The following is a 15,043-nucleotide window of genomic DNA, read 5'->3' as shown; positions in this document are numbered from 1 at the left end:
TGGTCAGGAGAAACACGTAACTGGAGGCCAGTCGGGACGGTGTATCTGAACCCTGAAAGAGAGCTTACTGTGATCGCAAAAGTGGCATAACAAAACGGTGACGCGACAACTACCTTGAAAAACGCCGTCGCGAGCAAGCTCGCTCCCACAGTTGATCTTCAATAGCCACCGCATTTCCGTCTGTCGCCCCCTTCCCATCCTCGATGTATAAAAAAGTACCGGGAACCAGTCAGACAAAGTCAAGACAGATCGCAACGCGAGGTTTACTGTAGTCGCCCTGTGTCCGGCGATCGTGTCGATGCAGTGTCCGGACGCCCACCTCGAGCCGCGCCGGAATTTTTCGTGTACAAAAGGTCGTTCAAGTAAAAAGGAAACCCGCAGCGATGGCGTATTACCGAACCCCTCATGACGTGACCGCTCTGCCAGCCTGGCAAGCGCTGAATGACCACCGCAAAGCCATGCAGGATTTCAGCATGCGCGAAGCGTTCAATGCCGATCCGCAGCGTTTCACACAATTCACCCTGTCGAGCTGCGGTCTGTTTCTCGACTACTCGAAAAACCTGATCAACGCCCAGACCCGCGACTTGCTGGTGGGCCTGGCCAACGAAGTCGACCTCAAGGGCGCGATCAACGCGCTGTTCGAAGGCGAAATCGTCAACGCCTCGGAAAACCGCCCCGCCCTGCACACCGCCCTGCGTCGGCCGGTGGGCGACAAATTGCTGGTCAACGGCGTCAACGTGATGCCGGACGTGCACAAGGTGCTGAACCAGATCACTGACCTGGTCGGCCGCATTCACGACGGCCTGTGGCGCGGCTACACCGAAAAGCCCATCACCGACGTGGTAAACATTGGCATCGGTGGTTCCTTCCTCGGCCCGCAGTTGGTGTCCGAAGCGCTGTTGTCCTACACGCACAAAGGCGTTCGCTGCCACTACCTGGCAAACATCGACGGCAGCGAATTTCACGAACTGACCATGAAGCTGCGCGCCGAAACCACGCTGTTCATCGTCTCGTCGAAATCCTTCAACACCCTCGAAACTCTGAAGAACGCCCAGGCCGCCCGCGCCTGGTACCTGGCCCAGGGTGGTTCCGAAGCGGAGCTGTATCGCCACTTTATCGCCGTGTCGAGCAACAATGCCGCCGCCGTGGCCTTCGGCATCCGTGAAGAAAATATCTTCCCGATGTGGGACTGGGTCGGCGGGCGCTACTCGCTGTGGTCGGCCATCGGCCTGCCGATCGCCCTGGCCATCGGCATGTCGAACTTCAAGGAATTGTTGTCCGGCGCCTATTCCATGGACCAGCATTTCCAGAGCGCCCCATTCGAGCAGAACATGCCGGTGCTGCTGGCGCTGCTGGGCGTGTGGTACGGCAACTTCTGGGGTGCGCAGAGCCATGCGATCCTGCCGTACGACCACTACCTGCGTAACATCACCAAACATTTGCAGCAGTTGGACATGGAATCCAACGGCAAGAGCGTGCGCCAGGACGGTACCCCGGTGTCGACCGACACGGGCCCGGTCATCTGGGGAGGCGTTGGCTGCAACGGACAGCACGCCTACCACCAGTTGCTGCACCAGGGCACCCAGTTGATCCCGGCCGACTTCATCGTGCCGATCGTCAGCTTCAACCCGGTTGCCGACCATCACCAGTGGCTGTACGCCAACTGCCTGTCCCAGAGCCAGGCACTGATGCTGGGCAAGACCCGCGCCGAGGCCGAAGCCGAGCTGCGGGACAAGGGCGCCAGCGAAGAAGAGGTGCAGAAACTGGCCTCCCACAAGGTGATCCCGGGCAACCGCCCAAGCAACACCCTGGTGGTCGAACGCATCAGCCCACGGCGCCTCGGCGCACTGGTGGCGCTGTATGAGCACAAAGTGTTCGTGCAGAGCGTGGTCTGGGGCATCAACGCCTTCGACCAATGGGGCGTGGAGCTGGGCAAGGAACTGGGCAAGGGTGTCTACAACCGCCTGGTAGGCAGCGAAGAAAACCCGGCCGAAGACGCCTCGACCCAAGGCTTGATCAACTACTTCCGCGGGCGTCATCGCGGCTGATCCCTGGGTTTGCATTCCTCCTGTGGGAGCGGGCTTGCTCGCGAAGACGGTGTGTCAGTTGCCATTAATGTGTCTGACACACCGCTTTCGCGAGCAAGCCCGCTCCCACATGGGCTCCATGAACAACTTGAACTGAATATTCACTGGGCGCATCTTTATATCTTGTCGCAAAACAAGAATAAGGAACCGTCATGTTCGATATCAGCCAGTACCCCCACGCCGATGCCGTCCGCCGGGCTGCGCAACTGAGTCAGGACGAGTACAAGCGGCTCTACAAGGAATCCATCGAACACCCCAGCGCCTTCTGGGCCGAGCAGGCCACGCGCTTTCTCGACTGGATGACGCCCTGGCAAACCGTCCAGCGCTATGACCTCAAGAATGGCGACGCGACCTGGTTCGCCGGCGGCAAGCTGAACGTCAGCGCCAATTGCATCGACCGTCACCTGGACACACGGGGCGACCAGATCGCGATCATTTGGGAAGGCGACGACCCTGCCGAATCGGCGCAAATTACCTACAAGAAACTCCACAATCATGTCTGCCGCCTGGCCAACGTGCTGAAAAGCCGTGGCGTGAAGAAAGGCGACCGGGTCTGCATCTACATGCCGATGATCCCCGAGGCCGCCTACGCCATGCTCGCCTGCACCCGCATCGGCGCGGTGCATTCGGTGGTGTTCGGCGGCTTCTCGCCGGACTCCCTGCGCGACCGGATTCTCGATGCCGATTGCCGCACCGTGATCACCGCTGACGAAGGTGTACGCGGCGGGCGCTTCATACCGCTCAAGCGCAACGTCGACAAGGCCCTGGAAAGCTGCCCGAACGTCAGCACCGTACTGGTGGTCGAGCGCACCCAGGGCGAAGTGGACTGGGTGGAAGGCCGTGACCTCTGGTATCACCAGGCCATGCACGACATCAGCGACGATTGCCCGCCCGAACCGATGGACGCCGAAGACCCGCTGTTCATCCTCTACACCTCAGGCAGTACCGGCAAGCCCAAGGGCGTGCTGCACACCACCGGCGGCTATCTGCTGCAAGCGGCGATGACGTTCAAGTACGTACTCGACTACCGCGACAACGAGGTGTTCTGGTGCACCGCCGACGTCGGCTGGGTCACCGGCCACAGCTACATTGTCTATGGCCCGCTGGCGAACGGCGCCACCACGCTGATCTTCGAGGGCGTGCCGAGCCACCCCACCAGTTCGCGTTTCTGGCAAGTGATCGACAAGCATCAGGTCAACATCTTCTACACCGCGCCGACCGCCCTGCGCGCGTTGATGCGTGAAGGAGCCGGACCGTTGCAGGAAACGTCCCGCAAAAGCCTGCGATTGCTCGGCAGCGTCGGCGAGCCGATCAACCCGGAGGCGTGGGAATGGTATTTCAACGTGGTAGGCGAACAGCGCTGCCCGATTGTCGATACTTGGTGGCAGACCGAAACCGGCGGCATCATGCTCAGCCCATTGGTCAGTGCCCCACGGCTCAAGCCAGGCTGCGCCACACGGCCGATGTTCGGCGTGCAACCGGTCTTGCTGGATGAGGTGGGCAAGGAAATCAACGGTGCCGGCAGCGGTGTGCTGGCGATCAAATCCAGTTGGCCGGGGCAGATTCGCAGTGTCTACGGCGACCATCAACGCATGGTCGACACCTACTTCAAGCCCTATCCGGGTTATTACTTCACCGGCGACGGCGCGCGCCGCGATGAAGACGGCGACTACTGGATCACCGGGCGTATCGACGATGTGATCAACGTCTCCGGGCATCGCATTGGCACCGCCGAGGTGGAAAGCGCCCTGGTGCTGCATGACAGCATCGCCGAAGCCGCCGTGGTCGGTTACCCCCACGATCTCAAGGGCCAGGGCATCTATGCATTTGTCACGCCGATGAACGGTGTGGAGGCCAACGACGAGTTGAAGAAAGAATTGTTGGCTCACGTCAGCAAGGAAATCGGCAGCTTCGCCAAGCCGGAGCTGATCCAGTGGGCGCCGGCGCTGCCCAAGACCCGCTCGGGCAAGATCATGCGGCGCATCCTGCGCAAGATCGCCTGCAACGAACTCGACAGCCTTGGCGACACCTCGACCCTGGCCGATCCAAGCGTGGTGGAAGGGTTGATCGACAAACGGCTGAATCGCTGAGGATTCCTGTGGGAGCGAGCTTGCTCGCGATGGGGCCCTGTCAGTCTTGACCGCCATCGCGAGCAAGCTCGCTCCCACAAGGACCACGCCAGCCATAACTGCTAAACTCCCGCGCCTCATTTCTTTAAGGCGCGCCCGGCATGTCTTCCTTGAATCAGGCGCTGCGCGCCGCCCTCGACCAGCGCCTGGAGCTGCTCGACCAACTGCACCAGCAAGGCACCGACTGCTATCGCCTGTTCCATGGCAGCCAGGAAGGCGCGCCCGGCCTGACCATCGACCGCTATGGCCCGCAACTGCTGGTGCAGAGCTTCCACCAGTCGCTGGAACGGGACGACCTGTTGCAGCTGCATGGCATTGTCAACGAACGCCTGGGCCTGGAGACCCTGTTGGTCTACAACGACCGCGCCCGGGGCAATTCCCGCATCGACCGCCAGGACACCGTCTATCAGGCGGACGAAGCCGCCCTGCAAGACCTGGTCGGGCATGAGTGGGGCTTGAATTATCGTGTCCGTGGCCGGCATGCCGGGCAGGATCCACTCCTGTTCCTCGACCTGCGCAACGCCCGGGGCTGGGTCAAGGCCCACAGCCGCGGCAAAAGCGTGTTGAACCTGTTTGCCTACACCTGCGGCGTCGGCCTGAGCGCCGCCGCGGGTGGCGCGCGTGAAGTGTGCAACCTGGACTTCGCCGAAGGCAACCTGGCGGTGGGCCGTGAAAACGGCCTGCTCAACCCCGATTTGCAGCCCATGGAATTCGTGCAGTCGGATTACTTCCCGGCGATTCGCCAACTGGCCGGCCTGCCCATCAGCCAGCGTCGCGGGCAAAAACTGCCCAGCTATGTGCGCCTGGAGCAACGCCAGTACGACCTGGTGCTACTCGACCCACCGGCCTGGGCCAAAAGTGCGTTCGGCACCGTCGATCTGTTGCGCGACTACCAAAGCCTGCTGAAACCGGCGCTGCTCACCACAGCTGACAATGGTGTGCTGATCTGCTGCAACAACCTGGCAAAAGTGCCCATGGACGACTGGCGCGAGCAGGTGTTGCGTTGTGCGGAAAAAGCCGGCCGCCCGGTGCGCGACTGGAGCGTGCTGACCCCAGGCAGCGATTTCCCCTCCCTGGATCAGCAACCGCCGCTCAAGACGCTGATCCTCCAGCTCTAGGCCCCGGACTGAATTCTCACAGGGAAACCAGATAAATCTCATAAATCACAGTGGCTTCGGAACCGTAAACGCATGCCATACTCCAAGGCACTCCGAATTCACACCTAGATGAAGCCGCACATGCCCAAAGGATTGATTCGCGCTATCGGCGCCCTGTTGACCGCACTGGCCCTCTACAGTCTGTTGGGTTTCCTGATTCTGCCAGGCATCGCCTTGCGCATCGCCAACCAGCAATTGGCCGCCCTTGCGACAGTACCGGCCCAGATCCAGCGCATCGAACTCAATCCCTTCAGCCTTGAAGTCACCCTCTGGGGCTTGAACATCGGCGAACCGGGCAAAGAGCAAGTCGGCTTCGAACGGCTGTACGCCAATTTGCAACTCGACAGCCTGTGGTCCGGGGCCCTCCATCTGGTGAACATTGAGCTGGACAAGCCCAAGACCGAAGTCGTGTTCACCAAGGACGGTCAGTTGAACCTACTGGGCCTGTTCAAGTTGCCAGCCAGCGAACCGACGCCCGCCGATCCCGAGGCCAAACCTTTTCCGCTGCGGGTCGATCGAATCAAGTTGGCTGGCGGTTACGTGCATTTCCAGGACCTGCGCCCCAGCGAGCCCATCGAGTTCCTGTACGACACCCTCGATTTCGAGCTGAAGAACCTCAGCACCCTGCCCGACGACAACGCCGACATGACCTTGGTGGCCGCCGGCCCCGAGGGCGGGCAGATCGACTGGACCGGCAATTTCAGCCTCTCGCCAATTGCTTCCCAGGGTACGCTCAAAGTCACTGGTGGCCAGATGAAAGCCTGGTGGCCCTACGTGCGCGACGCGGTGCCGCTGGTGTTGGAAAACGGTGTCCTGAACCTCAGCACCGACTACAAGCTCAACTTGGCCAAAGGCACCGAACTGCTGCTCAACAATGTCGCGGTCAGTGTCGCGCCCTTCGCCATTAAAGCCCCCGATGGGCGTCCACTGGTGAAACTCGAACGCCTGGATGTCAGTGAAACCACGGTGGACCTGGCCAAGCAGCAAGTGATCGTGGGCAAGATCCGCAGCCAGAAGCTGGAAACCTGGGCCGCTCGCGAGGCAGACGGGCAGCTGGACTGGCAGAAACTCTTCGCCAGCCAGCCAGCCAAACCGCAGGTCAAGGCTGAACCAGCATCCGCCCCGGCGGCGGCCGACTCGCCAAAACCTGAACCGGCACCACCGAGCAAACCGTGGCAGGTGCTGTTGAAGGACGTGCAACTGCGCGACTATCACGTGCACTTGGCCGACCGCCAGGCGCAGCCCGCCGTGGCGCTGGAGGTCGGCCCGCTGAACCTCGACCTGCAGAACTACGACACCCTCAACGGCTCGCCCTTTACCCTCAAGCTCGACACCGGGCTGGGCAAACAGGGCAAGATCCTGGCCGACGGCGAGGTCAACCTCAACCCGATCAGCGCCAGGCTCAAGGTCAAGACCCAGGACATCGACCTGCGCGTCGCCCAGGCATACATCAATCCGTTCATTCGCCTGGAGCTGCGCTCCGGGATGCTCGGCAGCGACCTGGCGGTCGACCTCAAGAGCACCGAGCCATTGGCCTTTGCCATCACCGGCCGCGCCCAGGTCGACCAGTTGCACACCCTCGACACCCTCAAGACCCGTGATTTCCTCAAGTGGCAGAAGCTGGTTCTCGAAGGCCTCAACTACCAGCACGGCGACAGCCTGTCCATCGACAAGGTCAACCTGTTTCAGCCTTACGCGCGGTTCATGATCAATGACGACCGCACCACCAACGTCGATGACCTGCTGATCCCGCAACCGGCCGACAGCGGCGCGAAGAGCACCGCGGCCAAACCGGCGACCCAGGAAAAACCGCTGGGCATCCACATCGGCGGCGTCGCCATCAATGACGGTTCGGCCAACTTCGCCGACTTCAGCCTGACCCCCAACTTCGCCACGGCCATCCAGCAACTCAATGGCCAGATCGGCACCATCGACAGCCGCCAGGCCAAACCGGCCAGCGTGGACATCAAGGGCAAGGTCGACCGTTACGCGCCGGTCACCATCAAGGGCGCGGTCAACCCTTTCGATCCGATGGCCAGCCTCGACATCGCCACCAGCTTCAAGCGGGTCGAGCTGACTACCCTGACGCCCTACTCCGGCAAGTTCGCTGGCTATCGCATCCGCAAGGGTCGACTCAATCTCGACCTGCATTACCGCATCACCAAGGGCCAGCTCCAGGCGGACAACAAGGTGGTGGTCGAGCAATTGCAGTTGGGGGAAAAAGTCGACAGCCCGGACGCCGTGAGCCTGCCGCTGAAACTGGCCATCGCGTTGCTCAAGGACTCCGAGGGCAAGATTTCCATCGAACTGCCGGTCAGCGGCAACCTCAACGATCCACAATTCAGCGTCATGCCGATCGTCTGGCAGACCCTGCGCAACCTGGTGGTCCGCGCGGCCCAGGCGCCGTTCAAGCTCATTGGTGGACTGGTGGCCGGCGGCGGTTCGGAAGACCTGGGCAGCGTCGCATTTGCGCCGGGCTCCAGCGACCTTAGCAAGGATAACGAAGGCACGCTGCTCAAACTCTCCGAAGCCTTGGCCAAACGGCCGGAGCTGCGCCTGGAGATCGAGGGTACCGCCGCCGAAAGCAGCGACGGGCCATTGCTCGCGGCCCAGCGGCTGGAGCGCGAATACCAGTACAACTACTACAAGATGCTCCAGCGTCGGGGTGACAAGGTTCCGGCCCAGGCTTCGCTGATAGAGGTGCCCGAGGATGAAAAGGCACCGCTGCTCGAAGGCATCTACCGCACGCGCCTCAAGACCCAGCCGCCGGCCGAATGGACGCAACTGGATAAAACGGCGCGCATCGAGAAACTGCGCGAAGGCGTGATCAAGTTCTGGAGCGGCAGCGACGTGCTGTTGCGCCAACTGGGACAGGAACGGGCCAGCAGCATCAAGGACTTCCTGGTGGACAAAGGCCAGTTGGCCGACGACCGCGTGTATTTCATCGACGCCAGCCTCGGCCAGGCCGAAAGCGATGGCCGGGTGGTCACGCCTATGCATCTGGATGCCGAATAAGATGAAAACCTGGTGCGGGCTCGGCCTGGGTCTATTGCTCGCCGCCGGCCAGGCATCGGCGGCCACCACGCTGCGCTGCGGCAACCAGCTGATCAGCGTCGGCGACCGCTTGGGCGAAGTGCTGCAGAAGTGCGGACAGCCTGCGGCGCGGGATGACTTGGGCTACAAGCGCAGTGTCAATCGCCGGGAAGAATACCCGGTGGAAGAATTGACCTACGGCCCCAACAACGGCATGTATCAGTACCTGCGTTTCGAGGGGAATCGGCTGGTGGAGATCACCAGCAAGCGGGGGCGGTGACCGAGTCACGACGCAACTCGCGAACATTTGTGTTGTTCGTGCCGCCGCCATCGCGAGCAAGCTCGCTCCCACAGGGGCCCGATTTCAATGCGATCCACTGTGGGAGCGAGCTTGCTCGCGATGAAGGCAACTCGGTTCCCGGCTGCCACGCACTGCCCCCTCTCCAAAATAGAACAGGCCCCCGACACAAATGCCGGAGGCCTGTAATGGCCACATCCCTATGGCCTTTCGCATGAACTCCAAAGCAACGGCAAGCGTATGACTCAGCCCGTTTGCCGTGCCTTCTCCCAGTCCAGGCGAGAAGCCTTGGCCTTACTCGGCTTTCAGGCCGTCAGCCGATACGGCCTTGACGCCTTTGATTTTCTTGGCGATCGCCACGGCCATATCTTTCTGAGCGTCGGTCACGGCAACAGTGGACGACAGCGACACAACGCCTTTGTTGGTTTCGACTTTGATATCTGTACCTGGAATGCCTTTTTCAGTGACCAGGTCAGCTTTGACCTTGGTGGTGATCCAGGTATCGGAAACGTCTTCTTTGGCCTCTGTCACTTCGCCTGCAGCCAGCATCATTGGCGCCTGAGTTGCTTGAGTGGTCTCGGCGAATGCGCTAGCCATGGTCAGGGTCAGAGCGGTAGCAGCGGCGGCAGTGATAGCGAACTTTTTCATACGAGTAACTCCTGTTTTTCTCAGAAACCGCCGGAGATGAATCCCGGCAGGGTTAACAGGAGTAGTGCGAAGGCTGTGCCAGTTTTGAAACATTTATAAATTGCTTATAAATCAGCAGGTTAAGCGAAGCGACGATTTTGGCGATCATGCAAAATGCATGACATGTCGATTTTCGACATGCAAGTTGCGGGTTTCGCTCGCCCGCTAAGCTTCTGAATTCCTGAACATTTCCAACGCCCAATAAAAAAGCCCCGCTGTTTAAGCGGGGCCGAGTCAACCGGCATTGTTATGCACCGTCACAACCAGCCGGCAAGAATTCTTGAGCGGCAGTAGAGGCACAGGTCCAGACCCCTGCGGCAGATCGACTGAGCGTGATAGTTCTGCCGAGCACCGGGGCAGGTGCATTAAGGAGGGTGCAAGCGATCGTGCCTACTCCATCGTTGGCCGTCCCCGACGCTGTGAGTGTGCAGTTGCTGGTGGGCGATGTTCCACCGATGTTGGCCAAGGACGGATTGGTACCTTGATTCATGACGTCCTCGAACGGCACTTTCAATGCAGTGACCTCCGCCAGCCCAGCCGTCGCCTTGGCCCGCGCCTGATACTTGGAATATTGCGGCAACGCGAACGTCGCCAGAATGCCGATGATCGCCACGACGATCAGCAGCTCGATCAGCGTAAAGCCCTTTTGCTTATTCATAGACATCTCCCATGCATGAGTCGAAATCTCATGACCTGAAACCGCCATTGCAGGGCACATGCCAACCCTCAAGCCCCATCAATAAAGGGTGTCGATCCCGCACAACGGCGGCGTCCTACCTCAACAACCGCACTATCTGACGTTTTTTGTCACCCTGGCCCGCTGGTTTGGCGTCGATGCTTGACTAGGCTATAAGTCATGAACTGTCCGCGTCCGGTATCCCCATGAATGACATCGCCCTCAGCGGCCTGACCAAGCAATTGGTGCTGGCCGAACTGCTCACCGAGCAAAGTGCGCAACAGGCGTATCAACAGGCCCAACGCAGCCGCATCCCCCTGGTCAGCTACCTGGTGCAGAACAAACTGGTCCAGAGCCGCCAGATCGCGGAAATCGCCTCGGAGCATTTCGGCGTGGCCCTGCTGGACCTCAACAGCCTGGACAAGGAAGCCCAGCCCACCGGCCTGGTCAGCGAAAAACTGGTGCGCCAGCACCACGCCCTGCCGCTGTGGCGGCGTGGCAACAAGCTGTACGTGGGCATCTCCGACCCTACCAATCACCAGGCCATCAACGACATCCAGTTCAGCACCGGCCTGACCACCGAAGCCATCCTGGTGGAGGACGACAAGCTCAGCGACGCCATCGAAAAATTCTTCGAGTCCAGTAGCACCGGCCTGGAAGGCATGGGCGATGTTGACCTCGATGGCCTGGACATCGAATCGATCGACGACACCAAGCAGGACTCCATCGGCACCCAAGACACCGATGACGCGCCCGTGGTGCGCTTCGTCAACAAGATGTTGCTGGACGCGATCAAGGGCGGCTCTTCCGACCTGCACTTCGAACCCTACGAAAAAACCTACCGGGTGCGGGTGCGCACCGACGGCATGCTGCGGGAAGTGGCCAAGCCGCCGATCCAATTGGCGACCCGCATCGCCGCCCGCCTGAAGGTCATGGCCAGCCTCGATATTTCCGAGCGGCGCAAACCCCAGGACGGCCGGCTGAAAATGCGCCTGTCGAAAACCAAGTCCATCGACTTCCGGGTCAACACCCTGCCCACGCTCTGGGGCGAAAAAGTAGTGATCCGGATCCTCGACCCGTCCAGCGCGCAAATGGGCATCGATGCCCTGGGCTACGAGACGGACCAGAAAGACCTGTACATGGCCGCCCTCAAGCAACCGCAAGGGCTGATCCTGGTCACCGGCCCGACCGGCTCGGGCAAGACCGTGTCGCTGTACACCGGGCTGAACATCCTCAACACCGTGGACATCAACATTTCCACCGCCGAAGACCCGGTGGAGATCAACATGGAAGGCATCAACCAGGTCAACGTGAACCCGCGCCAGGGGCTGGACTTCGCCCAGGCCCTGCGCTCGTTCCTGCGCCAGGACCCGGACGTGATCATGGTCGGCGAGATCCGCGACCTGGAAACCGCCGAAATCGCCATCAAGGCCGCCCAGACCGGCCACCTGGTGCTGTCCACCCTGCACACCAACAGCGCCGCCGAAACCCTGATCCGCTTGCAGAACATGGGCATTCCGGGGTTCAACATCGCCACAGCCGTGCACCTGATCATCGCCCAGCGGCTGGCGCGCAAGCTGTGCAACCACTGCAAGAAGGCCATCGAGGTTCCCGAGGAAGCCTTGCTCAAGGAAGGTTTCCCTCGGGAACGCATCGGCACATTCACGATCTATGAGCCGGTCGGTTGCGAACAGTGCAACCACGGTTACAAAGGGCGCGTGGGGGTTTACGAAGTGGTCAAGAACACGCCCGAGCTGCAACGGTTGATCATGGCCGAGGGCAACTCGCTGGAAATCGATCTGCAGATGCGCAACGACGGCTTCAATGACCTGCGCGCATCGGGGCTGCTCAAAGTGATGCAGGGCGTCACCAGCCTCGAAGAAATCAACCGGGTCACCAAGGATTGAACATGGCGGTCAAGGCAGTCAAAACCGATGTGTACACGTGGGAAGGCAAGGACCGCAAAGGCACGAAAATGACCGGCGAGCTGACGGGCCAGAGCCCGGCCCTGGTCAAGGCACAACTGCGCAAGCAAGGCATCAACCCGGAGAAGGTCCGCAAGAAATCCACCTCGATATTCAGCAAGGGCAAGCGCATCAAGCCGCTGGACATTGCCCTTTTCACCCGCCAGATGGCCACGATGCTCAAGGCTGGCGTACCGCTGCTGCAAGCGTTCGACATCATCGGCGAAGGCTTCGACAACCCCAACATGCGCAAACTGGTGGATACGGTGAAGCAGGAAGTTGCCGCCGGCAACAGCTTCGCCGCCTCGCTGCGCAAATGCCCGCAGTACTTCGACGAGCTGTACTGCAACCTGGTGGACGCCGGCGAACAGGCCGGCGCCCTGGATACGCTGCTGGACCGGGTGGCGACCTACAAGGAAAAGAGCGAAGCCCTCAAAGCCAAGATCAAGAAAGCCATGACCTACCCGACGGCGGTGATACTCGTCGCTGCGGTGGTCACTGGCATCCTGCTGGTCAAGGTGGTGCCGCAGTTCGAATCGGTCTTCTCCGGGTTCGGGGCGCAGTTGCCGGCCTTCACGGTGATGGTCATCGGCCTGTCGGAGTTCATGCAGGAGTGGTGGTGGATGCTGCTGGGCGGTTTGGCCGGCGCGTTTTTCGGGGTGAAATATGCCCTCAAGCGGTCCCAGGCGTTTCGTGACTGGCGGGACAAATGGCTACTCAAGCTCCCCTTGATCGGCACCTTGATGTACAAGTCCGCGGTGGCTCGCTTTGCCCGCACGCTCTCGACCACCTTCGCCGCTGGCGTGCCGCTGGTCGAAGCCCTCGATTCGGTGTCGGGCGCCACCGGCAACGTGGTATTCAAGCGCGCCGTGCAGCGCATCCGCCAGGACGTCTCCACCGGCATGCAGTTGAATTTTTCCATGCGCGCGTCGGGGATCTTTCCGAACCTGGCCATCCAGATGACCGCCATCGGCGAGGAGTCCGGCGCGCTGGATGACATGCTCGACAAGGTCGCGAGCTTTTATGAGGCCGAAGTGGACAATCTGGTGGACAACCTCACCAGCCTGATGGAACCCTTCATCATGGTGATCCTGGGGATCGTCGTCGGTGGCCTGGTGGTTGCCATGTACTTGCCCATCTTTCAACTCGGCTCTGCGATCTGACATGCCCTTGAGCGAATTTTTCGTGCTGTATCCCCTGGCTTTCGTGCTCGTTGCGGCATTGCTCGGCCTGATCATCGGCAGCTTCCTCAACGTGCTGGTGTGGCGCCTGCCGAAGATGCTCGACCGCGAATGGCGCCTGCAAGCCCACGATCTGCTGGGCCTGCCGGCTGAGGCCCCGGGCCCGGTCTATAACCTGATGTTGCCGCACTCCCAGTGCCCCCACTGCGACCATCGCATCCGCGCCTGGGAAAATATCCCCGTGCTCAGCTACGTGATGTTGCGCGGCCGCTGTTCGAGTTGCGCCGCGCCCATTGGCAAGCGTTACCCCCTGACCGAAGTGGCCTGCGGCGCGTTGTCGGCATTCGTCGCCTGGCATTTCGGCTTTGGCTGGCAGGCCGGCATGGTGATGGTGTTGACCTGGGGCCTGCTGGGCATGAGCCTGATCGACGCCGAGCATCAATTGCTGCCCGATACCTTGGTGCTGCCGTTGTTGTGGCTGGGCTTGATCGTCAACAGTTTCGGCCTGTTCGTTCCTTTGGACCAAGCGATGTGGGGCGCGGTGGCCGGCTACCTGGCGCTGTGGTCGGTGTTCTGGGTGTTCAAGCTGATCACCGACAAGGAAGGCATGGGCTACGGGGACTTCAAGCTGCTGGCAATGCTGGGCGCCTGGGGCGGTTGGCAGATCCTGCCGCTGACGCTGCTCTTGTCGTCGCTGGTGGGCGCCGTTATCGGGGTCATTGTGCTGCGCCTGCGTGACGCTCCCGGGTCGACACAAATCCCCTTTGGGCCTTATCTGGCCATTGCCGGCTGGATTGCCTTGCTCTGGGGTGGTCAAATAACCGACTTCTACTGGCAGTCTGTCGGTTTCTAATGTCGATCTTTTATGAATAACCCCCTGGAAAAACCCTGGATCCTCGGCCTGACCGGTGGCATCGGCAGCGGCAAGAGCGCGGCGGCCCAGCATTTTATCGACCTGGGTGTGCACGCCGTCGACGCCGATCACGCCGCACGCTGGGTGGTCGAGCCCGGGCGCCCGGCGCTGGCGAAAATCGCCGAACACTTCGGCCCTGGCGTATTACAGGCCGACGGCGCCCTGGATCGGGCGGCGCTGCGCAAGCTGATTTTCGAGCAGGCCGAGGAACGCCGCTGGCTCGAAGCACTGCTGCATCCGTTGATCGCCGAGGAAATCGCCCATCACCTGGCCCAGGCACAATCGCCCTACGCGATCCTGGTGTCGCCGCTGCTGATCGAGTCAGGCCAGTACGCCATGACCCAGCGGATCCTGGTGATCGACGCGCCAGAACAACTGCAGATCGAACGTACCTTACAGCGCGACCAGACCAGCGAGCAGCAGGTCCAAGCGATCCTCAAGGCCCAATCCAGCCGCCAGGATCGCCTGAACCATGCCGACGACGTGGTGGTCAACGACCGCGACCTCGCCTGGCTGCACAGCGAGGTCGAGCGCCTGCATCACTTTTACCTTACTTTGCGTGGAGGCCAATCATGAGCCAAACCCCAACCGTCGATTGTCCAACCTGTGGCGCACCCGTGGAATGGAGCCCGGAGAGCAAATTCCGGCCGTTCTGTTCCGACCGCTGCAAACTGATCGACCTGGGCGCCTGGGCGTCGGAAGAACACAAGATCCCCGTGGCCCCGGACGCCGAGGATGAGTTGTTCAGCGAAGACTTCAATCCTCGCTCCCATCACTAAGGCCCGGTAGGAATCATTGTGGCGAGGGAGCTTGCTCCCGCTTGAGCGCGAAGCACTCATCGTTTTTTAGGGGCCGCTACGCGCCCCAGCGGGAGCAAGCTCCCTCGCCACGGGCTCATCGTCATCTCAGGTAACGGAG

General features: G+C 61.1%; 12 protein-coding genes. 10 read left to right on the top strand and 2 right to left on the bottom strand.

Annotation, left to right across the window (positions count from 1 at the left end; all coding sequences use genetic code 11):
- Nucleotides 1-383 precede the first annotated feature (383 nt).
- From pgi to ACIPQ1_RS27605, 5 genes are all read left to right on the top strand, one after another.
- Entirely contained in the window at nucleotides 384-2,048 is a 1,665-nt protein-coding gene (pgi, locus tag ACIPQ1_RS27625; RefSeq protein WP_250964591.1) for a glucose-6-phosphate isomerase, read from the top strand.
- A gap of 191 nt (nucleotides 2,049-2,239) precedes the next feature.
- Nucleotides 2,240-4,177, top strand: coding sequence for an acetate--CoA ligase (gene acs / locus ACIPQ1_RS27620; protein WP_446535100.1), 1,938 nt, complete (start codon nucleotides 2,240-2,242; stop codon nucleotides 4,175-4,177).
- Nucleotides 4,178-4,317: 140 nt separating this feature from the next.
- Nucleotides 4,318-5,334, top strand: coding sequence for a class I SAM-dependent rRNA methyltransferase (locus ACIPQ1_RS27615; protein ID WP_446535099.1), 1,017 nt, complete (start codon nucleotides 4,318-4,320; stop codon nucleotides 5,332-5,334).
- A 120-nt stretch (nucleotides 5,335-5,454) separates the two neighbouring features.
- Nucleotides 5,455-8,388, top strand: coding sequence for a DUF748 domain-containing protein (locus ACIPQ1_RS27610; RefSeq protein WP_411385652.1), 2,934 nt, complete (start codon nucleotides 5,455-5,457; stop codon nucleotides 8,386-8,388).
- Nucleotide 8,389: 1 nt separating this feature from the next.
- On the top strand, nucleotides 8,390-8,686 hold the full coding sequence (locus ACIPQ1_RS27605) for a DUF2845 domain-containing protein (protein ID WP_446535098.1): 297 nt from the start codon (nucleotides 8,390-8,392) through the stop codon (nucleotides 8,684-8,686).
- Nucleotides 8,687-8,998: 312 nt separating this feature from the next.
- Here the strand turns inward: ACIPQ1_RS27605 and ACIPQ1_RS27600 are convergent, their stop codons facing one another.
- On the bottom strand, nucleotides 8,999-9,352 hold the full coding sequence (locus tag ACIPQ1_RS27600) for a BON domain-containing protein (RefSeq protein WP_411385653.1): 354 nt from the start codon (nucleotides 9,350-9,352) through the stop codon (nucleotides 8,999-9,001).
- Between the two features lie 286 nt (nucleotides 9,353-9,638).
- The gene (locus ACIPQ1_RS27595; protein ID WP_446535097.1) at nucleotides 9,639-10,049 is read right to left on the bottom strand and encodes a pilin; all 411 of its coding nucleotides are present in this window, start codon (nucleotides 10,047-10,049) and stop codon (nucleotides 9,639-9,641) included.
- A gap of 224 nt (nucleotides 10,050-10,273) precedes the next feature.
- Here ACIPQ1_RS27595 and pilB point away from each other — a divergent pair, with 224 nt between their 5' ends.
- The 5 genes from pilB to yacG are packed head-to-tail and all read left to right on the top strand — an operon-like array spanning nucleotide 10,274 to nucleotide 14,904.
- Nucleotides 10,274-11,974, top strand: a complete 1,701-nt coding sequence (gene pilB / locus ACIPQ1_RS27590) for a type IV-A pilus assembly ATPase PilB (protein WP_446535096.1) — start codon at nucleotides 10,274-10,276, stop codon at nucleotides 11,972-11,974.
- Nucleotides 11,975-11,976: 2 nt separating this feature from the next.
- Nucleotides 11,977-13,194: a type II secretion system F family protein gene (locus ACIPQ1_RS27585; RefSeq protein WP_411385656.1), complete on the top strand. Its 1,218-nt coding sequence runs from the start codon at nucleotides 11,977-11,979 to the stop codon at nucleotides 13,192-13,194.
- A 1-nt stretch (nucleotide 13,195) separates the two neighbouring features.
- The gene (locus tag ACIPQ1_RS27580) at nucleotides 13,196-14,065 is read left to right on the top strand and encodes a prepilin peptidase (protein ID WP_446535095.1); all 870 of its coding nucleotides are present in this window, start codon (nucleotides 13,196-13,198) and stop codon (nucleotides 14,063-14,065) included.
- Between the two features lie 12 nt (nucleotides 14,066-14,077).
- Nucleotides 14,078-14,701 carry a dephospho-CoA kinase gene (gene coaE, locus ACIPQ1_RS27575; protein ID WP_446535094.1) on the top strand — a complete coding sequence of 208 codons (624 nt, stop codon included), beginning with the start codon at nucleotides 14,078-14,080 and terminating at the stop codon, nucleotides 14,699-14,701.
- Entirely contained in the window at nucleotides 14,698-14,904 is a 207-nt protein-coding gene (yacG, locus tag ACIPQ1_RS27570) for a DNA gyrase inhibitor YacG (RefSeq protein ID WP_186709040.1), read from the top strand. The genes coaE and yacG overlap by 4 nt, the downstream gene beginning before the upstream one ends.
- Nucleotides 14,905-15,043 lie beyond the last annotated feature (139 nt).

It is taken from the genome of Pseudomonas sp. LARHCG127, assembly GCF_052871455.1.
The sequence above is the reverse complement of the archived record's forward strand: the minus strand, read 5'-3'. Positions and strand labels throughout refer to the sequence as shown.

Excerpts from the sequence above, each read along its gene's own strand:
- ACIPQ1_RS27580 (WP_446535095.1), top strand. The coding sequence starts at position 13,196 with ATGCCCTTGAGCGAATTTTTCGTGCTGTATCCCCTGGCTTTCGTGCTC.
- ACIPQ1_RS27595 (WP_446535097.1), bottom strand. The coding sequence starts at position 10,049 with ATGAATAAGCAAAAGGGCTTTACGCTGATCGAGCTGCTGATCGTCGTG.
- ACIPQ1_RS27585 (WP_411385656.1), top strand. The coding sequence starts at position 11,977 with ATGGCGGTCAAGGCAGTCAAAACCGATGTGTACACGTGGGAAGGCAAG.
- acs (WP_446535100.1), top strand. The coding sequence starts at position 2,240 with ATGTTCGATATCAGCCAGTACCCCCACGCCGATGCCGTCCGCCGGGCT.
- ACIPQ1_RS27615 (WP_446535099.1), top strand. The coding sequence starts at position 4,318 with ATGTCTTCCTTGAATCAGGCGCTGCGCGCCGCCCTCGACCAGCGCCTG.
- ACIPQ1_RS27605 (WP_446535098.1), top strand. The coding sequence starts at position 8,390 with ATGAAAACCTGGTGCGGGCTCGGCCTGGGTCTATTGCTCGCCGCCGGC.
- pilB (WP_446535096.1), top strand. The coding sequence starts at position 10,274 with ATGAATGACATCGCCCTCAGCGGCCTGACCAAGCAATTGGTGCTGGCC.
- coaE (WP_446535094.1), top strand. The coding sequence starts at position 14,078 with ATGAATAACCCCCTGGAAAAACCCTGGATCCTCGGCCTGACCGGTGGC.
- yacG (WP_186709040.1), top strand. The coding sequence starts at position 14,698 with ATGAGCCAAACCCCAACCGTCGATTGTCCAACCTGTGGCGCACCCGTG.
- ACIPQ1_RS27600 (WP_411385653.1), bottom strand. The coding sequence starts at position 9,352 with ATGAAAAAGTTCGCTATCACTGCCGCCGCTGCTACCGCTCTGACCCTG.
- ACIPQ1_RS27610 (WP_411385652.1), top strand. The coding sequence starts at position 5,455 with ATGCCCAAAGGATTGATTCGCGCTATCGGCGCCCTGTTGACCGCACTG.
- pgi (WP_250964591.1), top strand. The coding sequence starts at position 384 with ATGGCGTATTACCGAACCCCTCATGACGTGACCGCTCTGCCAGCCTGG.